The organism is Dactylosporangium thailandense (assembly GCF_059739745.1).
On sequence record NZ_AP029195.1, the window covers coordinates 843647 to 869505 of the forward strand.

General features: G+C 73.8%; 21 protein-coding genes. 18 read left to right on the forward strand and 3 right to left on the reverse strand.

Features of this window, described 5'->3' with window-relative positions; genetic code table 11:
• Positions 1–21 precede the first annotated feature (21 nt).
• The 12 genes from AC6JBM_RS03635 (at position 22) to AC6JBM_RS03690 (ending at position 13949) form a co-directional block, all read left to right on the forward strand.
• Positions 22–1095, forward strand: a complete 1074-nt coding sequence (locus AC6JBM_RS03635) for a LacI family DNA-binding transcriptional regulator (protein ID WP_497982192.1) — start codon at positions 22–24, stop codon at positions 1093–1095.
• A complete protein-coding gene (locus AC6JBM_RS03640; RefSeq protein ID WP_497982193.1) occupies positions 1092–2033 on the forward strand; it encodes a ribokinase in 942 nt (313 codons plus the stop codon). Before AC6JBM_RS03635 ends, AC6JBM_RS03640 begins: the two co-directional genes overlap by 4 nt.
• On the forward strand, positions 2033–2422 hold the full coding sequence (rbsD, locus tag AC6JBM_RS03645; RefSeq protein WP_497982194.1) for a D-ribose pyranase: 390 nt from the start codon (positions 2033–2035) through the stop codon (positions 2420–2422). Before AC6JBM_RS03640 ends, rbsD begins: the two co-directional genes overlap by 1 nt.
• Positions 2422–4422, forward strand: a complete 2001-nt coding sequence (locus tag AC6JBM_RS03650) for an ADP-ribosylglycohydrolase family protein (protein WP_497982195.1) — start codon at positions 2422–2424, stop codon at positions 4420–4422. Before rbsD ends, AC6JBM_RS03650 begins: the two co-directional genes overlap by 1 nt.
• Positions 4419–5816, forward strand: coding sequence for an ABC transporter substrate-binding protein (locus AC6JBM_RS03655; protein ID WP_497982196.1), 1398 nt, complete (start codon positions 4419–4421; stop codon positions 5814–5816). Before AC6JBM_RS03650 ends, AC6JBM_RS03655 begins: the two co-directional genes overlap by 4 nt.
• The gene (locus tag AC6JBM_RS03660; protein ID WP_497982197.1) at positions 5813–6709 is read left to right on the forward strand and encodes a carbohydrate ABC transporter permease; all 897 of its coding nucleotides are present in this window, start codon (positions 5813–5815) and stop codon (positions 6707–6709) included. Before AC6JBM_RS03655 ends, AC6JBM_RS03660 begins: the two co-directional genes overlap by 4 nt.
• Positions 6706–7593, forward strand: coding sequence for a carbohydrate ABC transporter permease (locus AC6JBM_RS03665; RefSeq protein ID WP_497982198.1), 888 nt, complete (start codon positions 6706–6708; stop codon positions 7591–7593). Before AC6JBM_RS03660 ends, AC6JBM_RS03665 begins: the two co-directional genes overlap by 4 nt.
• The gene (locus tag AC6JBM_RS03670) at positions 7590–8984 is read left to right on the forward strand and encodes a sulfatase family protein (protein ID WP_497982199.1); all 1395 of its coding nucleotides are present in this window, start codon (positions 7590–7592) and stop codon (positions 8982–8984) included. The genes AC6JBM_RS03665 and AC6JBM_RS03670 overlap by 4 nt, the downstream gene beginning before the upstream one ends.
• Positions 8985–9003: 19 nt before the next feature.
• Positions 9004–10614 (forward strand): glycoside hydrolase family protein, encoded by a 1611-nt coding sequence (locus AC6JBM_RS03675; protein WP_497982200.1) that lies wholly within the window; start codon positions 9004–9006, stop codon positions 10612–10614.
• On the forward strand, positions 10611–12083 hold the full coding sequence (locus tag AC6JBM_RS03680) for a sulfatase family protein (protein WP_497982201.1): 1473 nt from the start codon (positions 10611–10613) through the stop codon (positions 12081–12083). The genes AC6JBM_RS03675 and AC6JBM_RS03680 overlap by 4 nt, the downstream gene beginning before the upstream one ends.
• Positions 12080–13036 carry a formylglycine-generating enzyme family protein gene (locus AC6JBM_RS03685; protein WP_497982202.1) on the forward strand — a complete coding sequence of 319 codons (957 nt, stop codon included), beginning with the start codon at positions 12080–12082 and terminating at the stop codon, positions 13034–13036. The genes AC6JBM_RS03680 and AC6JBM_RS03685 overlap by 4 nt, the downstream gene beginning before the upstream one ends.
• A gap of 115 nt (positions 13037–13151) precedes the next feature.
• Positions 13152–13949, forward strand: a complete 798-nt coding sequence (locus AC6JBM_RS03690; RefSeq protein WP_497982203.1) for a hypothetical protein — start codon at positions 13152–13154, stop codon at positions 13947–13949.
• A gap of 68 nt (positions 13950–14017) precedes the next feature.
• Here the strand turns inward: AC6JBM_RS03690 and AC6JBM_RS03695 are convergent, their stop codons facing one another.
• From AC6JBM_RS03695 to AC6JBM_RS03705, 3 genes are all read right to left on the reverse strand, one after another.
• The gene (locus tag AC6JBM_RS03695) at positions 14018–14236 is read right to left on the reverse strand and encodes a CsbD family protein (RefSeq protein ID WP_497982204.1); all 219 of its coding nucleotides are present in this window, start codon (positions 14234–14236) and stop codon (positions 14018–14020) included.
• A gap of 117 nt (positions 14237–14353) precedes the next feature.
• Positions 14354–15334 (reverse strand): AraC family transcriptional regulator, encoded by a 981-nt coding sequence (locus AC6JBM_RS03700; protein WP_497982205.1) that lies wholly within the window; start codon positions 15332–15334, stop codon positions 14354–14356.
• A gap of 36 nt (positions 15335–15370) precedes the next feature.
• Positions 15371–17323, reverse strand: a complete 1953-nt coding sequence (locus AC6JBM_RS03705; RefSeq protein WP_497982206.1) for a CocE/NonD family hydrolase — start codon at positions 17321–17323, stop codon at positions 15371–15373.
• Between the two features lie 165 nt (positions 17324–17488).
• On the opposite strand from AC6JBM_RS03705, the gene AC6JBM_RS03710 reads away from it, so the two are divergent.
• The 6 genes from AC6JBM_RS03710 to AC6JBM_RS03735 are packed head-to-tail and all read left to right on the forward strand — an operon-like array spanning position 17489 to position 25719.
• Positions 17489–19036, forward strand: coding sequence for an ABC transporter substrate-binding protein (locus AC6JBM_RS03710; protein WP_497982207.1), 1548 nt, complete (start codon positions 17489–17491; stop codon positions 19034–19036).
• A 24-nt stretch (positions 19037–19060) separates the two neighbouring features.
• On the forward strand, positions 19061–20011 hold the full coding sequence (locus AC6JBM_RS03715; RefSeq protein ID WP_497982208.1) for an ABC transporter permease: 951 nt from the start codon (positions 19061–19063) through the stop codon (positions 20009–20011).
• Positions 20008–21957: a dipeptide/oligopeptide/nickel ABC transporter permease/ATP-binding protein gene (locus AC6JBM_RS03720; RefSeq protein ID WP_497982209.1), complete on the forward strand. Its 1950-nt coding sequence runs from the start codon at positions 20008–20010 to the stop codon at positions 21955–21957. The genes AC6JBM_RS03715 and AC6JBM_RS03720 overlap by 4 nt, the downstream gene beginning before the upstream one ends.
• On the forward strand, positions 21954–22856 hold the full coding sequence (locus AC6JBM_RS03725; RefSeq protein ID WP_497982210.1) for an ABC transporter ATP-binding protein: 903 nt from the start codon (positions 21954–21956) through the stop codon (positions 22854–22856). Before AC6JBM_RS03720 ends, AC6JBM_RS03725 begins: the two co-directional genes overlap by 4 nt.
• A complete protein-coding gene (locus AC6JBM_RS03730; protein ID WP_497982211.1) occupies positions 22849–23850 on the forward strand; it encodes a LacI family DNA-binding transcriptional regulator in 1002 nt (333 codons plus the stop codon). Before AC6JBM_RS03725 ends, AC6JBM_RS03730 begins: the two co-directional genes overlap by 8 nt.
• A gap of 9 nt (positions 23851–23859) precedes the next feature.
• Positions 23860–25719 (forward strand): CocE/NonD family hydrolase, encoded by a 1860-nt coding sequence (locus AC6JBM_RS03735; protein ID WP_497982212.1) that lies wholly within the window; start codon positions 23860–23862, stop codon positions 25717–25719.
• Positions 25720–25859 lie beyond the last annotated feature (140 nt).

Below are 25859 nucleotides of genomic sequence, written 5' to 3' on the forward strand. Positions count from 1 at the left end.
CACGGGTTGCTTGGAGGATGCGTGGTCACGCGTCGTGCTGATGTCGCCAAACTCGCCGGCACCTCGCCGGCCGTCGTGAGCTACGTGCTCAACGGCGGGCCGCGGGGCGTCTCGCCGGAGACGAGGGCCCGGGTGCTCGCCGCGATCGAGCAGCTCGGCTACCGCCCCAACGGGATCGCGCGCTCGCTGCGCACCAACCGCACCATGACGCTCGGGCTCGTCGTGCCCGACACCTCCAACCCCTTCTTCGCGCAGCTCGCGCACGCGATCGAGGAGGCCGCGTTCCGCGAGAACTACACGCTGCTGCTGGGCAACGCGGCCGAGGACGACGACCGCCAGACCACCTACGTGCGCACCTTCCTGGCCCGGCAGGTCGACGGGCTGTTCCTGGTCCCGGCCCACGGGCCGGCCGGGTGCCTGCCCGAGCTGCTGCGCTCGGGCGTGCCGTTCGTGACCCTGGACCGCCGCATCCCGGGCGCCGCGGCCCCGGCCGTGCTCGCCGACAACCGGGCCGGCGCCCGCAAGGCCGTCGAGCACCTCATCCAGCACGGGCGCCGGGCCATCGCCTGCATCTCCGGGCCACAGGACGTGGTGCCGGCCAACGAGCGGGTCAACGGCTGGCGCGACGCGCTCGCCGAGGCCGGCGTGCGGCCCAGCGAGATGTCGGTCTGGCACGGCGCGTTCGGTCGCCGGGCCGGCTACCTCGGCGCCCGGGAGCTGCTCGCGGGCCAGGCCTTCGACGCCGTGTTCGTGGCCAGCGACGAGCAGGCCATCGGGGTCCTGCGGGCCCTGCAGGAGCTGGGCATCCGCTGCCCGCAGGACGTGGCCGTGGCCTCCTTCGACGGCATCGCCGCGGCCGCCTACACGACCCCGGCGCTCACCACGATGGCGCAGCCGTTCGCGCGGATGGGGCGGGTCGTGGTCGACCGGCTGCTCGACGCCATGGACGCCGAGCGGGACGCGGAGGCCGGGGAGCTGACCGTGCTGCCGGTGACGCTGCTGGCCCGGGGCTCCTGCGGGTGCCCCGACCCGCCGGGCGGCGAGGCCGCGGACGAGCACGAGCAGGCACCGGAACAGGAAGGAGGGGCGCGGTGAACAAGGTCATCGTCGTCGGCAGCGTCAACGTCGACGTCATCTCGCGGGTGGACCGGCTGCCGGAGCCCGGCGAGACGATCCTGGGGCGGGCGAGCGAGTCCGCGCTGCTGCCCGGGGGCAAGGGCGCCAACCAGGCCGTCGCCGCGGCCCGGCTGGGCGTGCTGACGCTGCTGTTCGGCGCGGTCGGCGCCGACGCGTTCGGGGCCCAGCTGCGCGCCGCGCTCGGCGCCGAGGGCATCGGGCTGGCCCATCTGTCCACGATGGACGGCGCGACCACCGGCGTCGCGCAGATCGTCGTCGCCGCCGACGGGGAAAACACCATCGTCGTCTCCTCCGGCGCCAACTTCCGCTTCTCCGCCGCCGGTCTCGCGGAGCTGCCGGCGGTGGTCGAGCCGGGCGACGTGGTGCTGCTGCAGCTCGAGATCCCGGTGGCGACCTGCCTCGCGGCGGCCGGCGCGGCCCGGGCCGCCGGGGCGCGGGTCGTGCTCAACGCGGCGCCGTCGCCCGAGGGCGACGACCCGGACCTGGCCGATCTGCTCGGCCGCGTGGACGTGCTCGTGGTCAACGAGACCGAGGCGGTGGCGATGGCCGCCGGCCCGGTCCCCGCCGAGCCGGCCGGCTGGCTCGCGGTCGCCGCCGCGCTGCGCAAGCAGGGGCCCGACGCCTGCGTCATCACGCTCGGCGCGGACGGCGCCGTCGCCGCCGACGACGCCGGCGACTGGCACCAGCCCGCGTTCCCGGCCGACGTGGTCGACACGACCGGCGCCGGCGACGCGTTCTGCGGCGGGCTCGCGGCCCGGCTCGCGGCCGGCGGCGGCCTGACCGACGCGGTGCGCACCGGCGCGGCCGCGGGCGCCCTCGCCACCGGCCGGCTCGGGGCCCAGGCCGCGCTGCCGGGCCGGGCGGCCGTCGAGGCGCTGGCCGGGGGGTGGTCCTGATGCGCCGTACCGGACTCTGGCACCCGCGCCTGCTCGCCGTCGTCGCGGCGATGGGCCACGGGGACCTGCTCGTCGTGGCCGACCCCGGGCTCCCGGTGCCGGCCGGCGTCGAGATCATCGACCTGGTCGTCAGCCGCGGCGAGCCCGGCTTCCTCACGGTCCTGCGCCCGGTCCTCGGGGAGCTGGTGGTCGAGGCGGCCACGATGGCCGAGGAGCTCGCCGACGACAAGCTCGCCGCCGCCGTGCGGGAGGGCCTCGGCGACGTGCCGCTGGAGCTCGTCGGCCACGAGGAGCTCAAGGCCCGCACCGCCCACGCCCGCGCCGTCGTGCGCACGGGCGAGGACACGCCGTACGCCAACATCGTCCTTCGCGCGGGGGTGCCGTTCTGATGACCGTTCTGCCTGCCGACTACGCCGAGCGCGTCTACGCCGGAGTGCTGGGGAAGATCATCGCGGTCTACCTCGGGCGCCCGTACGAGGGCTGGACCTTCGACAAGATCCAGGCCGAGCTCGGCGACATCACCTACTACGTCAACGACCGCGCCGACGTCGCCCTCAAGCACCACCTGTTCCTGGTCACCGACGACGACATCAGCGGCACGTTCGTCTTCCCGCGGGCCCTGCGCACCGCCGGGCCCGACCCGAGCAGCGCCGACGTCGGCGACACCTGGCTCGACCAGATCGTGCCCGACACGTCGGTGCTGTGGTGGGGCGGCCTCGGCAACTCCACCGAGCACACCGCCTACCTGCGCATGCGGGCCGGCATCCGGCCGCCGGAGAGCGGCTCGATCGCGCGCAACGGGCTGGTCGTCGCCGAGCAGGTCGGCGCGCAGATCTTCGTCGAGGGCTTCGCCCTGACCTGCCCGGGCGACCCCGCCGGGGCCGCCGACCTGGCCGAGCGGGCGGCCCGGGTCAGCCACGACGGCGAGGCGATCCACGCGGCCCGGGTGGTCGCCGCGCTCGTCGCCGGGGCGTTCACCGCCACGGACATGGACGCGCTGCTGGACACCGCGATCGCGCTGGTGCCGTCGGACTGCCTGATCGCCCGGATCCACCGCGACGTGCGCGCCTGGGCCCGCGACGGGGACTGGAAGGCCACCCGCAAGCGCATCGACGAGGAGTACGGCTACCACCGCTACGGCGGCAACTGCCACGTCGTGCCCAACCACGCGATCGTCGTGGCCGCGCTGGCCCACAGCGGCGGCGACTTCGACCGGGCGATGACCGTCGTCTGCACGTCCGGCTGGGACACCGACTCCAACGCCGGCAACGTCGGGGCGGTCTGCGGCGTGTTCGGCGGGCTGGCCGGGCTGTCCCGGCAGGACTGGCGCGGCCCGGTCGCCGACCGCATGTACCTGCCCGCGGCCGACGGCGGCGGCTGCGTCACCGACGCCGCCCGCGAGGCCCTCGCCCTGGCCGGCCTGGGCCGGGCCCGGGCCGGGGAACCACCGGCGCCCTCCTCGCCGCGGTTCGGCTTCGCGCTGCCGGGCTCCGTGCACGGCTTCCGGGCCGAGGACGGCCGGACCGGCGTGGCCAACCACGGCGACGGGCTGGCCATCGCCGGCGCGGCGACCGTACTGACCCCGACGTTCATCCCGCCCGAGGCCCGCGACATGCCGATCTACGCGCTCGTCGCCAGCCCGTCGCTCTACAGTGGACAGACGATCGTCGCGCACGGCGACGGCCCGGCCCGGCTCGTGCTGTCGTACTACACCGGCGCCGACGAGGTACGCACGGTCGAGGGTCCGTCCTTCGTGGACGGACGGGCCGAGTGGACGGTGCCGGACCTCGGCGGCCGGCCGGTCGTCGCGGTCGGGCTGCGCACCGAGGGCCCGGCGACGCTGCGGGACCTCGACTGGAGCGGCGCGCCGGGCGTCACCCTGACCCGGCCGGACGACGGCGGCACCATGTGGCGGCGGGCCTGGGTGCCGGCGCTGGACCGGTTCGACGCCCGCTGGCCGGAGCCGTTCCGGATCGTGCAGAACACCGGCACCGGCATGCTCGTCACCGGGGCCCTCGAGTGGCGCGACTACACGGTGACCGCCGACGTCACCCCGCACCTGGCCGCCGCCGCCGGACTCGCCGCCCGGGTCCAGGGCCTGCGCCGCTTCTACGCGCTCGAGCTGGCCGGGCCGGACACCGCCCGGCTGGTGTGCGGCGACAGGGTGCTCGCCGAGCGCCCGTTCCCGTGGACCTACGGCACCACCTACCAGCTCACCCTGACCGTCACCGGCACCCGCATCCGCGCCGGCGTCGACGGCGACACCCTGTTCGACCTCGAGGACGGCTCGCTCCCCGCGGGAGGGGTGGCCCTGCGGGTCACCGAGGGCCGCACCGCCACCCAACGGGTCGAGATCACCCCTACACCCCCGAATGAGGTTTCGTCATGACCACTTCGTTGAGCCGCCGCCGTTTCCTGTCCGCCGCCGGTCTGGCCGGCGCCGGCCTCGCCGCCCCGAGCCTGCTGTCCGCGTGCGGGGGCGGCGCGGACGCCGGCAAGGGCAGCGGCAAGGGCGAGGTCTCCCTGTGGATCGACATCACCGGTGACGCCAACCAGAAGTACTTCGACGAGAAGGTGATCGGCGCCTTCCACGCCGCCAACCCCGGCATCACCGTCAAGACGACCTACTACAAGGGCCAGGACCTGCGCCAGCAGGTGCAGACGGCGCTGCAGGCCCGCTCCGGCCCGGACATCGTGCGCGGCCCGAGCGCCACCCAGACGATCGCGTGGAGCAAGGCGCACCTGCTGGCCGACCTGACCCCGTACGCCAAGCAGTGGGGCTGGAACGACAAGCTCGCCGGCTGGGCGGTGCAGGCCTTCACCACCGACGGCAAGCTCTACGCGCTGCCGATGCGGGTCGACACCATGCTGCTGTACTACAACAAGACCCTCTTCACCCAGAAGGGCTGGACCCAGCCGAAGAACCGCGCCGACCTCGAGGCGTTCGCGGCCGACGCGATGGGGCAGGGCATCACCCCGTTCGGCTCGTCCAACACCGACTGGACCGCGGCCGGCGAGTGGCTGATGACCCTGTTCTGGAACAACTTCGCCGGCGGCGACGCGGTCTACCAGGCCCTGACCGGCAAGACCCAGTTCTCCGACCCGGTCTTCGTCGACACGGTCAGCCTGCTCAAGTCCTACTTCGACAAGGGCTGGATCGGCGGCGGTGCCAGCAAGTACTTCTCGGTGCCGGCCGCCGAGGTGGGCGCCGGCCTGGGCAAGGGCACGGTCGCCACCATCCCGCAGGGCGAGTGGTACATGAGCAACATCGGCGCGTTCTTCGGCAAGGCCGGCAACAACACCAACGAGTGGGACTGGATGGCGATGCCGCCGCTGTCGGCGACCGCGAAGGCGGACAGCTACGCGATCGGCATCGGCGGCTCGTTCGCCATCAACCAGGCCAGCAAGAACCAGGACGCCGCGGCGGCCTTCCTCAACTGGTACTACGGCGACCGCACCGCCGCCCTGCAGCGCATGTCCGACGTGCCCGCCACGTACAACATCCCGATCGCCTTCAAGGCCGACGAGATCCCGCAGAAGACCGACCCGCGCGCGGCCCGCGTGCTCACCGAGGTCGACAAGGCGGTCGGCAGCGGCAACTACGGGTACGTCACCTGGACCTGGTGGCCGCCGAAGTCCGACGTCTTCGTCTACGAGGGCCTGGAGCAGGTGCTCACCGGCAAGATCACCGCGGCCGAGTACTGCAAGCAGCTGGCCACGACCTTCACCGCGGAGCGGCAGCAGGGCAACATCCCGCAGCTGATGCCGCGGACGTCGCAGTGAGCACCCTGACCGCCCCGGCACCGGGCCCGACCCGGCGCCGGGCGGTGTGGCGGCGGGCGCTGGTGGGCTGGGCGTTCCTGGCTCCGCTGCTGGTGCTCAACGTGCTCGTCGTGCTCGGACCGTCGATCGCCACCGTGTACTACTCGTTCACCGACTGGACCGGCATCGGCTCGGCCGACCTCATCGGCTTCGACAACTACACCCGGGCGTTCACCGACCCGGCGGTGCACGAGGCCCTGCTGCACAACGCCATCTGGTTCGTGCTGTTCCTCAGCGTGCCGATGGCGCTGGGCATGCTCGGCGCGCATCTCATCAACCAGGTGCGCCGCTTCCGGATGGTGTTCCGCACGCTGTTCTTCATCCCGTACGTCACCGCCTCCGTCATCAACGCGGCGATCTGGAAGATGCTGCTGTCGCCCAACAGCGGCATCGCCGCCCAGCTCGGCTTCGACCAGGCCTGGCTCGGCGACCCGGCGACGTCGCTCTACGCGGTCAACTTCGTCGTCGACTGGCACTGGTGGGGCTTCCTCGCGGTCATCTTCTTCGCCGCGATGCAGAACGTCGACGTGCAGCTCTACGAGGCGGCGAGGCTCGACGGCGCCGGGCGCTGGCAGCAGTTCACGTCGGTGACCCTGCCCGGCATCCGCCCGACGCTCGTGTTCATCGTGCTGATGACGGTCATCTGGTCGCTCAAGGCGTTCGACTACATCTTCATCATGACCCACGGCGGGCCGGCCAACTCCTCCGACGTGGTCTCCACGCTCATGTACGACCAGGCGTTCAACCAGTACTCGGCCGGGTACGCCGCCGCGCTCGGGCTGTCCATGACCGCGGTCACCGGCCTCGTCCTGGCCGCCTACGCCTGGCTGCGCCGGAAGGGGTGGGAGGAGTGACGGCCACCGTCGCGCCACCGCAGCAGCTGTCCACGCCGGTCGCCGAGGCCACACGCAAACGGCCCTCGGGCGGCGGCCGCCACCCGGTGGCCTACCTCGTGCTCACCGTGCTGGCGCTGTTCGCCGTCGGCCCGTTCGTGATCATGGTGTTCAACGCGTTCAAGAACAACGCCGAGATCGGCTCCAGCCCGCTGGCCCCGCCGACCTCGATCACCTTCGACAACTTCGCCACCGCCTGGTCGCAGGGCGACTTCAGCACCACCATGCGCAACAGCGCGATCCTGGTGCTCGGGGCGATGCTCGGCACCTGCGTCATCGCCGGGCTGGGCGCCTACGCGCTGAGCCACCTCGAGGTGCCCGGCGGCGGCGGGGTGCTGGCCTACCTGTTCCTGGGCAGCACCATGCCGGTGCAGCTGTTCGTCGTCCCGCTGTTCTCGCTCTGGGCCGACCTGCGCCTCACCGACAGCCTGTTCGGCCTGATGGTCATCTACTGGGCGACCGACGCGCCGTTTGCGACCCTGATGCTGCGCTCGTTCCTCGTCAAGGTGCCCAAGGAGTTCGTCGAGGCGGCCCGGCTCGACGGCGCCTCCGAGGTGCAGATCGCCCGCAAGGTGATGCTGCCGCTGGCCTGGCCCGGCTTCATGACCGTGGCGCTCGTCGTCGGGCTGTGGGCCTGGAACGAGTTCTTCTGGGCCATCACGTTCGTGCACGACCCGTCGAAGCGGCCGATCTCGACCAGCTTCCTGTCCTTCCAGGACCAGAACTCCACCGACTGGGGCCTCACCAGCGCGGCCGCGCTGTTCATGCTCGTCCCGGTGCTCCTGCTGTTCATCACGCTCCAGCGCCGATTCGTCGCTGGCCTCACCTCCGGCGGCCTCAAATGACCAACGTCATCCTCGTCATCGCCGATCAGCTGCGCCGCCAGGCGCTCGGCTGCTACGGCGACCCCAACGTCCACACGCCCAACATCGACGCCCTCGCCGAGTCCGGCGCCCGCTTCACCCAGGCGTCGTCGACCTACCCGGTGTGCGTGCCGTTCCGCTTCACGCTGATGACGGGGGAGTACGCCCACACCCGCTTCATCCCGTCGATCGAGTGGCGCATGTCGCCGGCCGAGCGCACCCTCGCCGACGAGTTCAACGACCACGGCTACGACACCGCGATGTTCGGCAAGTGGCACCTGTACGGCAACTTCGGCCACTACCCGGGGCACACCGTCGTCAAGGCGTCCCGGACCCCGGTCCCGCGCCCGTTCCAGGGCCGCTTCGGGCACTTCGCCGGCTTCGACATCGCCAACGACCCGTACGACACCTGGTACTCCACCCACGACGACCCGACCATGCGCAAGCTGCCCGGCTACCAGACCGACGACCTCTTCGCGATGGCCACCGAGTACGCCACGGCGCCGCGGGACCGGCCCTTCGCCGCGGTGCTCTCCGTCGAGCCGCCGCACCCGCTGTTCACCGCGCCGCCGGAGTACCTCGAGCGCTGGCGCGACCGCGACATCGTCCTGCGGGAGAACGTCGAGCCGGACAAGCAGTACAAGAAGCGCGGCCCGCACGGCGAGGGCCTGCTGGCCGACCTGCGGGTCTACTACGCGATGATCGAGAACCTGGACGACAACATCGGCCGGCTCGTGGCGGCGCTGCGGGCGGCCGGCACGCTCGACGACACCGTCATCGCGCTCACCGCCGACCACGGCGAGCTGCTCGGCTGCCACGGGGAGCTGGCCAAGCAGCGGCCCTGGGAGGAGTCGATCGGCACCCCGCTCATCATCGGCAACGTCGGCGGCGGGGGCCGGGTGCTCGACGAGCCGACGTGCACCGAGGACCTCTTCCCGACCCTGCTGGGGCTGGCCGGGATCGCCCCGCGCGACCCGAAGCCCGGCCGGGACCTCACGCCCCTGGCCCGCGGCGAGACCGACCGGCTCGACCGCGACGGCGTGCTGCTGGAGTTCGTCGCCGAGATGCGCCCGAACATCCCGTTCCACGCCGAGACCTGGCGGGGGCTGCGGACCCGCCGCTACAAGTACACCGTCCTCGGCGACGCCCACGGCGGCACGCCCTGGCAGTTCTTCGACCTCGAGGCCGACCCCTACGAGCTGACCAACCTCGTCGACGACCCCGCCGCCGCCGGCGAGGTGGCCCGCCACCACGCGCTGCTGCGCGAGCGGCTGGCCGAGACCTTCGACCACTACGTCCTGGCGCCCGCGTTCGGGCAGCCGGGGCTCAACACCTGGGATCCCACCGCCGAGCACCAGCTGCGCTTCGGCTGAGCCAGATTCGGGAGCTGCAATGCGAAAGTCCTTCATCGCGGGCCTCGCCGCCGTCGTCCTGGTGGCGCTGGCCGCCGACCCCGCCTCCGCCAACGGCGCGCCCTACACCGGCAAGCAGTACGACTTCGGCGGCACCGTCACGAACATCAACGGCTCCATCAGCACCGTCGACTCGATCGCGAGCAGCATCGCGAGCTCGACCGCGGCGACGCTGAACGACGTGGCCGCGCACCGCGCCACCCTGCCCTACGGCGACATCACCCCCGGCGCCGGGCCGGCGCTGAGCCTCTACCCGGGACCGGCCGGCGTCGCCGCGTCGAACTGGTACACCGCCACCGTCAACAACCAGTCGTCGTTCGTCTACAAGACGACGGCCGCGAAGACCGACACCAACCGCGAGGCCGACACCTCCTGGACGAGCTTCTCCTTCGCCGGGTCCGTCACGGTGCGGGTGACCGCGGTGGGGCAGAGCGGGCTGACCGGCTGCCAGGTGCGGCCGCAGTCCGCGGCGATCGCCACCTCGTTCGCCGGCAACACCTGCACGTTCACCATGTCCAACCCGAAGAACGTCTCGGTGGAGTTCGCCCCGAACATCCACAACCCGATCCCGCACCCGATGCTGGTCTTCGCCAACCCGCCGGAGAACGACGTGCCGCCCGCGACCGGCGACCCGAACGTGCTCTACTTCGGCCCCGGCGTGCACAACATCGGCTCCGGCAACGTGATCACCTCGGGCAAGACGATCTACCTCGCCGGCGGCGCCTGGGTGAAGGGCGCGTTCATCGCCAACGGGCCGGTCAGCAACGTCACCATCAAGGGCCGCGGCGTGTTCGACGGCAAGTTCATGGACCTCGGCGACCAGGAGCTCAACAAGAACCAGCCCGGCATGATCGACATCGCCGACCAGTCCTCGCAGAACCTGCTCGTCGAGGGTGTCACGTTCGTCAACGCGCCCCGGTTCAACGTCCGGGCCCTCGCGCAGTACACGACGATCGAGAACGTCAAGACGATGTCGTGGTGGTACAGCACCGACGGCATGGTCGCCGGCAACAAGTCCCTCGTGGAGAACAACTTCGTCAAGTCCAACGACGACTCGATCAAGCTGTTCTGGGGCGACCAGGTGACCCGCAGCAACACCGTCTGGCAGCTGGAGAACGGCGCACCGTTCATGATCAGCTGGAACCTGGCGAACAGCCCCACCAACTTCCACGTGTACGACAACGACGTCATCCACGCGGAGCACTACCAGATCCAGAAGTCCGGCATCTTCCGCGCCCTGCACGCCGGTCCCGGCACGCCGAGCCGCTACCTGTTCGAGAACATCCGCGTCGAGAACGCCAACTGGCGGCTGTTCTACCTCGCGGTCGACAACAACAAGTGGTACGACCCGGCGCTGGGCTACGGCGAGCTCGACCAGCTCATCTTCCGCAACATCCACGCCCAGACGAACTATCAGTACCCGAGCATCGTCCAGGGCATCGACAGCACCCACAAGGCGCGCAACGTGAACTTCGTCAACGTCTTCACCGACGGCGCGTGCCAGGCCGACGCGAGCCGTTTCACCATCGACCCGGCCACCACCAACGCGGTCCGCATCGTCAAGAGCGCCGACGGGAGCTGCTGGACATGACCAACGTCGTGGTCGTGCTGGCCGACGACATGGGCTGGGGAGACCTGGGCTGCTACGGCTCGGCGATCCCCACCCCGAACGTCGACCGGCTGGCCGCCGAGGGGGTGCGCGCCACCGACTGCCACTCCGCCTCGGCGGTGTGCACCCCCAGCCGGTACGCGCTCATGACCGGGCGCTACGCCTGGCGCGGGCCGCTGAAGAGCTTCGTGCTCATGGGGCACGGGCCGGCCATCATCGAGCCCGGCCGCCCCACCCTGGCGAGCGTGCTGCGCGACGCGGGGTACACCTGCGGCGCCTTCGGCAAGTGGCATCTGGGCCTCGGCTGGCGGCACACCGACGGCTCGGTCCGCTCGGCGTTCACCCCCGGCGCACCGCTGCACGACGACGTCGAGACCGACTTCGGCCGGGACATCGACTACACCGCGCCGGTCACCGGGGGCCCGGCCGCGCTGGGCTTCGACCGCTTCTTCGGCATCGCCGGCTCGCTCGACATGCCGCCCTACGCGTTCATCGACCAGGACCGCACGGTCGGCGTGCCGTCGAAGGAGAAGGAGGTGTACCTCACCGAGCAGCGCCCCGGCCTGCAGGCCGACGGTTTCCGGGAGCAGGACGCCGACGTCGCCTTCACCCGCGCGGCGGTCGCCTTCGTCGAGGAGCAGACCGGCCCGTTCCTGTGCTACCTCGCGCCCAGCGCCCCGCACCGGCCCAACGTGCCGCCGGACTTCATCGCCGGACGCTCCGGCCTCGGCGACCGGGCCGACGGCGTGTGCCTGGTCGACTGGGCCGTCGGCGAGCTGCGCGCCGCCCTGGAGCGCACCGGCCGGCTCGACGACACCCTGTTCATCGTCACGAGCGACAACGGCGCCGTCACGTACTTCACCGACGACGGCGACCCCGCGCGGCACGCGCCCAACGGCGACTGGCGCGGGCAGAAGGGCGACCTGTGGGACGGCGGGCACCGCGAGCCGTTCATCGCCCGCTGGCCCGGCCGCATCCCGGCGGGCTCGGTCGTGGACGCCCCGATCTGCCTGACCGACGTCCTGCCGACCGCGGCCGCGGCCGCCGGGCGGTCCGTGGCGTGCGAGGACGGCCGCGACATCCTGCCCGTGCTCACCGGCGCGGAGCCGGGCGATCCCGATCGCCCGATCGTCCACCACAGCCTCGGCGGCCGGTTCGCGCTGCGGGCCGGGCGGTGGAAGGCGATCTTCTCGGCCGGCTCCGGCGGCGGCTTCTCCGAGCCCTCGATCAGCGACCTGTTCGCCACCGGCACCGGCAAGGCGCACGCCGCCCCGCCGTGGGACGCCGCGCACCCGCAGGGCCAGCTCTACGACGTGGCCGAGGACCCGCGCGAGACCACGAACCTGTGGGACGTGCACCCGGCCGTCGTCGCCGCGCTCTACGCACGGCTGCGCGAGATCTGCCGCGACCCGGGAAGCGGGCTCCCGTTCGACGTAGGTTTGTCGGCGTGAGCTGCTGCAACCCGCCCGCCGACGACCGGGCCCCGGACGTGACCTTCGACATGCCGTTCGCCGTGCCGCACCGCACCCGCGCCGAGGTGCTCAAGGGCATGGTGGCGATCCCGGAGGGCCCGTTCCTCATGGGCGGCGACGACCCGGACGCGTTCCCCGACGACGGGGAGGGCCCGGTCCGCGAGGTGCGCGTGTCGGCGTTCCACATCGACCCGGCGGCGGTCACCAACGCGCAGTTCGCCCGGTTCGTCAAGGCGACCGGCTACGTGACGGAGGCCGAGCGCTTCGGCTGGAGCTTCGTGTTCCACCTGCTGGTGCGGGGCGAGGCGGCGCAGCGCGTGCTGGCCGCCCGGTCGGCGGCGGTGCCGCGGTGGTGGCTGCCGGTCGAGGGGGCGGACTGGCGCCATCCGGCCGGCCCGGGCTCCGGCATCGGTGAGCGGCGCAACCACCCCGTCGTGCACGTGTCGTGGACCGACGCCGCCTGCTACGCGGCCTGGGCCGGCAAGCGCCTGCCCACCGAGGCCGAGTGGGAGAAGGCGGCCCGCGGGGGCCTGGAGCAGGCGCGGTTCCCGTGGGGCGACGAATTCACGCCGCGCGGGACGCACCGCTGCAACACGTGGCAGGGCGAGTTCCCGCGCCGCAACACGGCGGCCGACGGATACCTGGACACCGCGCCCGTGGACGCCTACCGCCCGAACGGCTTCGGCCTGTACAACACGTCGGGCAACGTCTGGGAGTGGTGCGCCGACTGGTTCAGCCCGGCCTGGCACGCCGAGCCCTCCGACGCGACCCGGCTCGACCCGGCGGGCCCGCCCGGGGGCACGGCCCGCGTGATGCGCGGCGGCTCGTACCTGTGCCACGAGTCGTACTGCAACCGCTACCGGGTGGCCGCCCGCACCTCGTCCACCCCCGACAGCGCCACCGGCCACGTGGGCTTCCGCTGCGCCGCCTGACCGGGCGCCTGACCGGGCGCCTGACCGGGCCGTGGCCGCACGCGGTTGCGGACGGGTCGTCGCAACGGCGACAGTCACGCGACCGCGCGTGTGCGGCTGTGCACACTCGGCGGCTATGAGATCGACTCGAGTGCTCATCGCCGCCGCTGTCGTGGCGGTGGCCGTGATCGTTCCCCAGCCCGCGTTCGCCGCGGTCTCCGGGGCCGGCTGGTCCGGCTCGTGGGAGTACACCGGCGGCACCAGCATCCAGGTCAAGCTCGACGTGCCGGGCGCCCGGCTGGTCGCCAACGGCTGGGACGCCGTCGGCACGCGCGCCTTCGTCCTCAACGTCACCGACACCGCCGCCGACGGCAAGTGCGCCTACGTGAAGTGGACCGCCGCGGCCACGACCGAGCACTGGTCGTGCGGCAGCGGCACCACCGTGCAGGTCAGCGGCCTGCCCACCTCGACGGGGGCGGTCACCGCGGTGCTGTGCCGCGACTCGACCGCCCACGACAGCAAGACCAACTGCAACGTCATCGACGTGCCCTCGTCGTACACGGACGCCTTCATCCGCACCGAGGGCAACGGCGCCCGGTGGAGGTACTACGACGGCTACGACGGCGAGGACTGGGGCGCCTGGATCACCATCGGCGGCGTGCACCTCGACTACTTCGGGTGGGACGACACCCCGGCGGGGCAGCGCCTGATCCGGTCGTGGCTGACGCTGCTGGAGCCGGCCTGCGGCTCGGGCGCGATCCTCGGCGCCACCCCGGCGTCGAACCTGTCGCACTGCTCGGACTACGACCTCATCGACAGCCTGCCGGAGACCCACGTCACCGGTGCGGCATGGGGCAACGGCTGCACCTGGTCGCAGCGGGGCCTGAACCCGCCGGTGCACTGCATCAAGGTCCGGGTACCGGTACCGAGCTGACCGCCCGCGGGCAGCGCGGCCGCTTCTCGCCGCGCTGCCCGCGAACGCCTGTCGCGGCTGGCGCCGGGTCAGCTCAGGGCGTCCTTGGCCTTTGCGGCCGCGTCCTTGACCTTGTCCCCGGCCTGCTTCACGTTCGCGGAGCTCTGCTCGGACCGGCCCTCAGCCTGCAGACGCTCGTCGTCGGTCATGTCGCCGACCTTGTCCTTGGCGGCGCCCTTGGCCTCTTCGGCCTTGTGCTGGACCTTGTCCTGGAAGCTCATCGAGCCCTCCCGTCGTCGGTCGCTCACGCCGATGCGGACCGCACCGGCGCCGTTGCTCATCCGACTGCCCGCACCGGCGGCCGCGAAACACCCCGCGGCGGTGCCGTCCCACCCGCCGCAGACCCACCGGCCAGGGTGGCGCGCTCAGCCGGCGGCGCGCAGCGTGTCCGACGGGGACTCGCCGTAGCGGGCGCGGTAGTACTGCGCGAACCGGCCGAGATGCGTGAAGCCCCAGCGGTGCGCGACGTCGGCGACCGTCGCGGTCGCCGGCGTGGTGGCCAGCAGGTCGGCGCGCACCCGGTTGAGCCGCGCGGTGCGCAGATACTGCATGGGGGAGGCGTTGAGGTGCTGGCGGAAGCCGTCCTGCAGCGCGCGCGGGCTGACCCCGACGTCCCGGGCCAGCGAGGCGGCGCTGAAGTCGCGCTCGGGCCGGTCCTCCAGCAGCCGCACGGCGGTGCGCACGTGCCACGGCGTGGACTCCGGCAGATCGTCGCGCAGCAGCGCCGAGTGGCTGTGCGGCTGGGACAGCAGCAGCCCGCGCAGCAGCAGCCGCTCGGCGTGCAGCACCAGCCGGGGGTGCTCGAGCAGGCCGCCGCCGGCGTTGAGCTCCCGGGTGAACGCCGTGGCGATCGCGAACCAGGACCGCACGCGCTCGCCGGCCAGGTCCATCACCGGCTCGAAGCGCAGCGGTGGCCCGACCGGGCCGTCGATGAGCGACTCCAGCTCGTCCTCCAGCGCGCGCCGCTGGATGTGGAAGGCCAGCGCCGCGCAGTCGCGGCTCCACGCCATCGCCACCCGCCCGGACCCGGAGGTCACCGACGCCTGGGCGGTGGTGCACAGCAGCTCGGTGCCGCTGGCCCGCACCCGCAGGCTGCCCGAGACCGGCAGCTGGATCCAGACCGACGTGGCGGTGCTGTCATAGGAGCAGCGGACCTCGCAGCCGTACGACAGGTACAGCGCGACGACGTGCGGCAGCCGCACGGCGTGCAGCCGGGCGTCGAGCCGCAGGCCCCCGGGGCCGTCTTCGAGGCGGTGGTCCGGCAGCTCGCGGGCGAACTGGCCGTTCACGTCGTCGCGGTCGGTGCCACGGGCGACGACGTGCCGGTCCAGAGGCAACTCGGACATCGGCTCCGAGCGTGGCACGCGGACCGATACCCATGGTTACCTGACGGTTACGGCTGACGAACAAGGCCTTCGCCCCTCGCGGGTCAGCTCGGCCGTCCAGGTCGCCTCGAAGAGCGTGAGCGCGCCGATGCGCACGACGCCGTGGGCCCGCAGCGCGTCCTGCGTGCACCGCACGGACGCGCTGGCGAAGACCCGCTCGCCGGTCTCCAGCCACACCTCCGCCGTCTGGGTGCCGCTGGTCACCACGGCCTGCGGCGCGCCGCCCGGCAGGTGCGCCCGCAGGCGGCTGGTGAGGCGGTAGACGTGCCCGTCCGTGCTGACCGTGTGCGGCACCTCGCTCGTGACGCTCACCGTCGCCGCCCCGCGGGTGTGATCGCGCTCGACCCGCCAGCTCGGCGCCGCGGTGGCGGGGCGGCCGGTCGCGTCCGCCGGTGGAAGCTCCACGTCCGTGCCGGTGTGCTCGTCGCCGACCGGCAGGACCAGCCGCAGCCCGGCGACGCGCACGGCGTCCTCGCCGCACAGCGGCGTGAGCCGCGGGAAGTCGGCGGTGCCGAGCGCGATGCGCAGCCGGGTGCCGGCCGGCACCCGGTGGTGCACCGGGCGCAGCGGGATCGTCTGCTCCGCCTCGGCGGTGCCCGGCCGCAGGGTGCCGGCGGTGATCAGCGTCGAGCGGCCGCTCGGGTCGACGCCGCAGAGGCGGGCGACGAGCCGGGGCGGCGGCACGATCCGGCCGTGCTCGTCCGGGGCGAACCGGACGAGCACCTCCGGGCGCCCGGCCAGCAGCAGGTCGGCTTCGATCGGGGCGCCGGTCGCGCAGAGCGAGCGCAGGTCGTCGTCGTGCTGGTCCTGCGGCGGGCACGCCTCGCCCAGCCCCATGCCGGCGAGGCCGCGCAGCGTGCCGACGCTCGGGTCGGGCACGTGCGGGCCGGGCGGCCGGTGCGGGGCGTCCGGCGTCGCCGGCACGAGCGCGTCGCCGTCGGCGGCGAGCACGGTGCTGCGTCCGGGCGGGGGCCACTGGGCGTAGCCGCGCCAGCGCGGCCGCGGGCCGTCCAGGTGCAGCACGACCGGCGGGGCCGCCATGGCGTCGTTGGGCACGCCGCGCAGCCAGTGGTCCCACCACTGCGCCATGAGCTCGAGGAAGGCGACCGGGTGGTGGGCCGAGTCCTGCGGCATGACATGACCCCACGGCCCCATCACCAGCCGCTTCGGGCCGCGGATGCGCTCGAAGGCGTCGATGACCGCGTGGGTGAAGCTGTCGCGCCAGCCGCCGGCGCACAGCACCGGCACGACGATGCGGCTGCCGTCGATCGCCCGCTCGGCCCAGACCGGGTCGCCGGCGGGGGACCGGGCGTAGTCCAGGACCATCGGCCGCTGCGTGCGCAGCCGGGTCCGCCAGCGGTGCTGCGCGTCGGCGGCGGCGTAGCCGGCCAGCGGCGGCAGCAGCTGTTGCAGCAGCATGGCGCTGCCGCGGTTGGCCAGGGCGTGCAGGTCGCCGCGGGCGCCGTCGGGGTGGATGCTGTCGCGCGCGGCGTCGAGGCCGTGCGCGATGGCGACGGCCGCCCGCAGGTGCGCGGGGCGCAGGCTGGCCACGCGCAGGGTGGTGTTCGCCGCGTACGACACGCCCCAGGCCCCGACCGCGCCGGTGCACCAGGGCTGGGCCGCGATCCAGTCGATGGCCGCGAGCGCGTCGTCGCCCTCGCCGCGGTCGAACTCGGCCCGGCGTCGGCCGTCGGAGGCGCCGGTGCCGCGATGGTCGACGACGAGGCTCGCGTAGCCCCGCTCGGCGAACCACCGGGCCGGTCCGGCGTAGGAGGAGCCGGCGAGGAAGTCCTTGCGGTAGGGCTGCACGGTGACCAGACCGGGCACGGCCTCGCCGGTCACCGGGCGGTAGAGGTCGCCCGAGAGTGTCACCGCGGGATCGGCGGTGGGGATCCGGATGTCGCGGTGGACCCGGGTGCGGAAGGTGGCGCCGTCGCGATCAAGGAACACGTCGTCCTCCGAGGCTCGCGGGACCGGAGCTCCACCATAGCGATGCGAAGTGCTTCGCAGAAAGGTCTTGACACTTGATCGACGGCCGTTGTTACCTAGGCATTGCGTCGGTGTAACACCCCACTCACAGGCCCCGCGAACCCGCAGCTACCCGTAGGAGGAGTCGTGCGGACGTGCCGCAGAGTCATCGACCGGGCCATACCCGCCCTGTCGCTCATCGCCGCGTTATCGGTCTCCGGCTGTGGCTCCACACCGGAGGCGAACCCGACCGTCGGCAACACGCTGACCGTGGTCACCGCCTCGCCGCCGCAGACCCTGGACCCGGCGAAGACCGCGCAGAACAACAGCTGGCTGGAGAACCTGGCCTACGAGCCGCTCATCGTGCGCAAGTCCGACGGCACGCTCACGCCCGGCCTCGCCGAGTCGTGGTCGTACCAGGGGACGGGCAACAAGACCTTCGTGCTCAAGCTGCGCCCCGGCGTCACCTTCTCCGACGGCTCGCCGCTGAGCGCCCAGAACGTCGTCGACCACCTCAAGTACGTGGTCAGCTCGGCCGGGCAGATGGCGCCGCTGCTGGCCGGCTGCACCTTTACCGCGACCGACCCCGCGACGGTCACCATCACCTCGCCGGCGCCGAACCCCGACTTCCCGGTCATGCTCACGCAGGACTTCATCATCGGCGGGGTCATCGGCAGCGGCGGGCTGGCCGACCCGGGCGCGCTGGGCACCACGACCGTCGGTGCGGGGCCGTACATGCTCGACCCCCAGCAGACCGTCGCCGGTGACCACTACACCTACGTGCCGAACCCGCACTACTACAACGCCCCGGCGGTGCGCTGGCGCAAGGTGGTGATCCGGGTCATCACGACCCCGCAGGCCGTGCTCAACGCGCTCAAGACCGGCCAGGCCGACGTCGCCGTCGGCGACCCGTCCACCGTCGCCGCCGCCAAGCAGGCCGGGCTCACCGTCGCCTCCTCGCTGTTCCTGTGGAACGGCGTGGTGCTGGCCGACCGCGGCGGGACGCTCGCCAAGCCGCTCGGCGACGTGCGCGTGCGGCAGGCGCTGAACTTCGCCACCGACCGGGCCGCGATCGCCAAGGCGCTGTTCGGCGGCGTCGGGGAGCCCGCGCACCAGGTCAGCGTCCCCGGCGGCTACGGATACGACGACAGCCTCGCCGCCGCCTACCCCTACCAGGTCGACAAGGCCAAGGCCCTGCTCGCCGAGGCCGGCTACGGCGGCGGCTTCACGCTGGCCGTCGTCACCCCCGAGTACCAGCAGCTGCACCTGGTGGCGCAGGCGCTGGCGCAGCAGTGGAAGCAGATCGGGGTCGACCTGCGCATCACCGACTACGCCAACGCCAACCAGTACGCGGCGGACGCGTTCGGCGGGAAGTTCCCCGCGTTCATGACCGCCTTCGGCCAGATCCCGATCTGGATGGAGGGGCCGTCGCTGTTCCTGCCCTCCGCGGCGTTCAATCCGCTGAAGTACGCCGACCCGGCCCTGCAGTCGCGCTACGACGAGGCGGCGAGCAGCACCGGCGACCCCAAGACCGCGGCGGACCGCGGCGTCGTGGCGTACCTGACCACCCAGGCGTGGTTCGTGCCGGTGGTCATGACCGGGCTGCCGTACTACGCGCGCAACACGGTCGGCGGGATCGCGACCTCGCCCAAGGAGCCGCTGCTGTCCCTCTACGAGATCGTGCCGGCGGCCTAGCCGGCGCAGAAAGGTCGGCCCGCCATGCTCCGCGCCGTGCTGCGCTGGCTCGCCTCGTCGGTGGCGCTGCTGTTCGTGGTCACCGCCCTGTCCTTCGTGCTCGTGTCGCTCGCGCCGGGGGACGCGGCGACGTCCATCCTCAGCAGCCAGTCGGGCAGCTACACCCCCGAGCAGTACGCCCGCACCCGCGAGCTGCTCGGCATCGACGAGCCGCTGTACGTGCGGTACTGGCACTGGCTCGGCGAGCTGTTCCACGGCAGCCTGGGCCGGGACCTGTTCAGCGGGCAGCCGGTCGCCGAGATCGTCGGCGACCGGCTCCTGCCGAGCCTGTCCGTGATCGTCGGCACGGTGCTCGTCTCGGCCGTCGCCGGCACCTGGCTCGGCGTCGCCGGCGCGCGGCGCCGCGGCCCGGCCGGCCGGCTGCTGGACGCGGTGTCGCTGACCGGTCTCGCGGTGCCGAGCTTCTGGCTGGCGCTGCTCGTCGTCGAGCTGTTCGCCGTGCGCCTGGCCTGGCTGCCCTCCGGCGGCTACGTCGACCCGGGGCGTGACCCGGCGGGCTGGCTGCGCGCCATCGCGCTGCCGGTGCTCACGCTCTCGGCGGGGTCGATCGCCTTCGTCGCCAAGCAGACCCGCGACTCGATGGCGGCGGTGCTGTCCCAGGAGTTCGTCACGATGCTGCGGGCCCGGGGCCTGCCGCTGCGCTCGATCCTCTACAAGCACGCGCTGCGCAACGCCGCCATTCCGGTGGTCACGATGCTGGGGCTGCTGTTCGTCAACCTCCTCAGCGGCGCGGTGCTCATCGAGGGCATCTTCTCCGTGCCGGGCCTCGGCCAGCAGGCGGTCACCGCGACCGGCGGCCACAACCTGCCGGTCATCACCGGCGTGGCGTTCTGCTTCACCGTCGTCGTGATCATCGTGAACCTGCTGGTGGACCTGGCGTACCGCTGGCTCGACCCGAAGGTGCGTGCCGCATGAGCATCTCCCTGATCGCGACCGACGCGCCCCCGTCCGGGCGTCCCGCCCGGCGCTCGCGCTGGCGCCGGCTGTGGCGCTCCGGCCCGGGGCTGGCCGCCGGTGCGTTCCTGCTCGCCCTGACCGCCGCCACGGTGTGCGTGCGGTGGGTGGCCCCGGCCGACCCCGAGCGGCAGGACCTGGCCGCGGCGCTGGCCGGGCCGGGCGCGGCGCACTGGCTCGGCACCGACCGGCTGGGCCGCGACGTGCTCAGCCGGCTGCTCTACGGCGCCCAGGTCACGCTCGTCAGCGTGGTCGAGGCGGTCGCGGTGTTCGTCGTGCTCGGCGTGACCCTCGGCGTCACGGCCGGGCACCTCGGCGGCTGGGCCGACCGCGCGATCTCGTGGCTGGCCGACCTGCTGCTCGCACTGCCGGGCATCGTCATGCTGCTGATGGTGCTCGCGGTCTTCCCGGGCAACACGGCCGCCACCATGGTCGTGCTCGGCGTGATCTCGGCGCCGATGCTGCTGCGCGTCGCCCGCGGGGTCACCATGAGCGTCAAGCGGGAGCTGTACGTGCGGGCCGCGCGCCTGTCCGGCCTGGGCGAGGCGCGCATCATGGTCCGCCACGTCCTGCCCCGCCTCGCCGGCCCGATCCTCGTGCAGGTCTCGCTGTTCGCCGCGACCGCCGTGCTGGTCCAGGGCGCGCTGTCGTTCCTCGGCCTCAGCGCCCCCGAGACCGAGGGCCCGAGCTGGGGCAACATGATCGCGCAGGCGGCCCAGGTCACCGGCGAGGACCTGTGGCTGGCCGTCCCCACCGGCGCGATGCTCACCCTGACCGTCCTGGCCCTCGGCGTGTTCGGCGACGCGGTCCGCGACGTCACCGCCGAGCACCGCGAGCCGGCGGCCCGGCCGCGCCCGGCCCGGCCGCACACCGCGCCGCCCGCCCCGCAGGAGCGGGCGGCAGGGCAGTGCCCGATCGAGCCACTGCTGTCGGTGGACGGGCTCACGATCGAGTTCTCCGCACCCGGCGGCCCGGTCACGGTCGTGCGCGACGTGAGCTTCTCGGTCGCGGCGGGGGAGTGCGTCGGCGTCATCGGCGAGTCCGGCTCGGGCAAGACGATGATCGCGCGCAGCCTGCTCGGCCTGCTGCCGGCCGGCGGCGCGGTGACCGCGGGCGCCGCCCGCTTCCGCCCCGGCGCCGGGCCGGTCCTCGACCTGACCCGGCTCGACGAGCGCGGGTTCGGCCGCGTCCGGGGCCGGCGCATCGCGCTGGTGTCGCAGGAGCCGGGAAGCGGCCTGGACCCCGCGTTCCGCGTCGGCGGCCAGGTCGCCGAGGTGATCCGCCGGCACACCCCGATGAGCCGGCGACAGGCCGCCCGCGAGGCGGTCGAACTGCTGCGCACCGTCCGGCTCACCGACCCGGAGCGGGTCGCGCGCCGCTACCCGCACGAGCTGTCCGGCGGGATGGCGCAACGGGTCGCGATCGCCCTCGCGCTCGCCGGGAAGCCCGACCTGCTCGTCGCCGACGAGCCCACCACCGCGCTGGACGTCACCGTCCAGGCCGAGATCCTCGACCTTCTGCGCGACCTGCGCCGCCGCCTCGGCATGGCCGTCATCCTGGTCACGCACGACTGGGGCGTGCTGGCCGACATCTGCGACCGCGCGGTCGTGGTCTACGCGGGCGAGGTCGTCGAGCAGGCCGGCGTCGAGGACCTCTACGCCGACCCCCGCCACCCGTACACGCGCGCCCTGCTCGAGGCCAACCCGCACCTCGCGGTGGCCGGGCAGGACCTGCCGACCATCGCCGGGACCGTCCCGTCGCCCGGGCGATGGTCGCCGGGCTGCCGGTTCCGCCCCCGGTGCCGGTTCGCGGCCGACGAGTGCGCCGCGGGGACCATCCCGCTGACGGGCGGGTCCGGCGACCGCGTGACCCGTTGCATCCGCGCGGAGGAGGTGGCGGCGCTGTGAACGGCGAGGCGCTGCTGGAGCTGCGGGGGCTGACCGTGAACTACGGCCGGGGCCGGCGCCGGCCGCCGGACGCGGTGCGCGACGTGAGCCTGACGGTCGCGCCCGGCGAGACGGTCGCGCTGGTCGGGGAGAGCGGCTCGGGCAAGTCGACGATCGGCAACGTGGTGCTGGGACTGGTCCCCGCGACCGGGGGCAGCGTCCGCTTCGACGGCGAGGACATCACGGCGGCCGGGCGGCGCCGCCGGCGCGAGCTGACGCGCTACATCCAGCCGATCTTCCAGGACCCGTACGGCTCGCTCAACCCGTCCCGCACCATCCGCCAGACGCTGGTCGAGCCGCTGCTCGCGCACGGCGGCGCGGCGGGCGCCGGCGAGCGCGTCGCCGAGGTCCTGGGCCGGGTCGGGCTGCCGGAGGACGCGGCCGAGCGCTACCCGGACGAGTTCTCCGGCGGTCAGCGCCAGCGCATCGCCGTCGCGCGGGCGCTCGTCGCCGGCCCGCGCCTCATCGTGTGCGACGAGCCCACCAGCGCCCTGGACCTGTCCGTCCAGGCGCAGGTGCTCAACCTGCTGCGCGGCCTGCAGCGCGAGTCCGGGATCGGCTACCTGTTCATCACGCACGACCTGGCGCTGATCCGTCACGCCGCCGACCGGGTGGTCGTGCTCTACCGTGGCCGGGTGATGGAAACCGGCCCGGCGGCCCGCGTGACGCAACAGCCGCAGCACCCCTACACGCAGGCGCTGCTCGCCGCGGCGCCCGTGCCCGACCCGGTCGAGCAGCGACGGCGCCGCGCGGCGGCCGGCCACCTGGCCCAACACCCCGCCCAACACCCCGCCCAACACCCTGCCCAACACCCCGCCCGACCCCAGGGCTGGGAGCCGGGTGAGCCCAGCCGTGTCTGACGCCGTCACCATCTACGACGTGGCCGCCTACGCCAAGGTGAGCATCTCCACGGTCTCGCAGACGATCAACCGGCCGAGCCGGGTGAACGCCAAGACGCGCGAGCGCGTCCTGCGCGCGATCGAGGAGCTGCAGTTCGTGCCCAAGGGCGTCGCGGTGTCCCAGGCCCGGCGCGGCGTCGGGCGGATCGGCGTGCTCGCCCCGTTCACCTCCTACGACTCGTTCCGCCGCCGGCTCATGGGCGTGCTGGCCGAGTCCGACGGCGCGAGCCGCGACGTCGTGGTCTACGACCACGAGTCGGCCGCGGCGAGCGTGTCGCCGCTGCTGCGCACGCTGCCGGTGACCGGGCGCCTCGACGGGCTGCTCATCATGGGCCTGCCGCTGGACGACGAGCTCGCCGAGCACCTGGGCGCCCGGGGGCTGCCGACGGTCCTGGTGGACAGCGCCCGGCCGGAGTTCAGCACCGTCAACATCGACGACCAGGAGGGCGGCGCCATGCTGGCCCGCCACCTGCTGCAGCGCGGCCACACGTCGTTCGCCTTCCTGCAGGAGCCGCAGGAGTCCCAGGCGTTCCTCTCCCAGGGGCAGCGGCGCAACCGCGGCTTCCTGGGCGTGCTGGCCGGCGCCGGGATCGACGCGGCCGCGGTGCCGACGGTGCTGACCGGCAACGACATCGTGAGCAGCCGCCGGGCCCTGGGTGAGGTGCTCGCCCTGCGCCCGGCGCCGACCGCGGTCTTCGCCCACCACGACCTGCTCGCGGCGGGCCTGGTGCTGGAGGCCCGCCGGCAGGGGCTGCGGGTGCCGGAGGACCTCGCCGTGGCGGGCTTCGACGACGGCAGCGTCGCCGAGGCGGCCGGCCTGACGACCGTCAGCCAGCCGTTCGAGGAGTCCGGGCGGATCGGTGCCCGGCTGCTCGCCGAGCGCATCGCGGACCCGTCGGCGTCGGTGCAGCACATCACGCTCGGCCTTCGCCTGGTCGTGCGCGACTCGAGCTGAGGAGGGCCGATGGGATCGGCGAACGGCGAACGGTACGACGTCGAGGTCCGCCACGACGCCCGGGTGCCCACGGCGACCCCCGGCGTGACGCTGTCGGCGGACCTGTTCCTGCCCCGCGGCGCCGGTCCGGCCCCGGTGGTGGTCTGCCTGCTGCCGTACCGCAAGGACGCGCTCGGCGGCCTCGGGGTCCGCGCGGTGCTGCACGAGTTCGCCGCGGCCGGTGTCGCCTGCGTGCTCGCCGACCCGCTCGGGCTCGGCTCCTCCGACGGCCTCGCCCGGCCGCCGTTCGACCCGGCCGAGGCCGACGACGGCGTCGACCTCGTGCGCTGGGCCGCCGGGCAGCCGTGGTCCACCGGCGCGGTCGGCATGTGGGGCTTCTCCTACGGCGCCCTGCTCGCGCTGCGCACGGCCGCCCGCCGGCCACCGGCGCTGCGGGCGGTGGTGTCCGTGCTGGGCATGCTCGACCCGGAGCGCGACTTCGTGCACCCCGGGGGCGCACCCGGCTGCTGTACCGCCCTGGCGATGTGGGGCCTGGCCACCCTGCACAACCAGGTCCTGCCGCCGGTCGGCGACTTCCACGCGGCCGACGAGCAGCGGCGCTGGCGGCGGCGCGCCGAGGACGCGCAGCCCTACCTCGCCGACCTGTACCGGCACCCGGCCGGCGACCCGCGGTGGCGCGAGCGGGTGGTCGACGCCGCGGCGATCACCGTGCCGGTGCTGTGCGTGGCGGGATGGCGGGACATGTTCTGCGACGGCTCGCTGCGCGCCTTCGAGCGGCTCGGCGGCCCGCGCAAGCTCCTCGTCGGGCCGTGGTCGCACACGATCCCCGACGACGCGCCGGAGCACCCCTCGGACACGTGTGCGCTGGCGCTGCGCTGGTGGCGGCGGTGGCTGGCCGGCGAGGCGAACGGCATCGACTCGGAGCCGCCCGTGACACTGCACCTGCCCGGCGCCGAGGCCGGCTGGCACGACTTCGACGCCTGGCCGCCGGGCGACGTGGCGTCCGAGGCCGTCCCGCTGCGGGCCGGCGACGGCGTGAGCGCCCCGCCCGACGCCACCGTGGGCGCGCTCAGCGGCGTGTGGGGCATCCCCGCGGCCGGCGCCGAACGGGCCCTCGACCAGCACGACGACGACACCCGCGCGGCCACCGTCACCGCAGAGCCGGTCCGCGAGCCGCTGCTGCTGCTCGGCCGGCCGGTCGTGACGCTCGACCTGACCTGGTCGTCGGCGCGCCGGGTCGTGGTCAAGCTGACCGACGTGGACCCGGCCGGCCGCTCGGTGCTCATCACCGGCGGGATCCTGGCCGACGTCCCGGCCGAGCGCTCGGCGGTGCGGATCGTCCTGGACCCGGCCTGTCACGAGCTGCCGGCCGGCCACGCGCTGCGCGTGGCGGTGAGCGAGAGCGCCTTCCCGCGGCTGTGGCCGGTCGCCGGCGGGGGGACGCTGCGGGTCGGCCGGGCCGGCCTCACGATCCCCGTGGCGCCCGCCGGGGCCGGCAAGCCGGCGACGGTGCCGGCCCCGGCGCGCCGGGGCGCCGGGTCGCCGTGGCTGTCGCACCGGCCGCAGTGGCAGATCGTCCGGGAACCGGCCCAGGAGCGGGTCACGGTCGTGCTGGGCGACGAGACCAGCGCGCTGCTGCCGCGCGGGGGCGTGCGGGTGGACGCGGCCAATCGGGTCCGCGCCGCCGCCGATCGGGACGCCTCAGCGGCGACCCGGGTCGAGGGCGCGGCCGACACGACGGTCGTGCTGCCCACCGGCGAGCGGGTCCGCACGGAGGTCCGGCTGCGGCTGACCCGCGAGGCCGGCACCGCCACGGCCCGCGTCACCGTCGACGGGTCCGAGATCCTCCGGCGCCGCTGGGACTTCTGAGCGCGGCGCCGCCGACTCCCGCATCCCGGCGCCGAGCAGCGCCGCGGCGACGGCCGCCAGCGCGGCCCCGGCGAACAGGGCCCGGTAGCCAGGGATCGTGCCGGCCCCGGCGGGCGCGGCCCCGCCGGCGGCGACCGCGA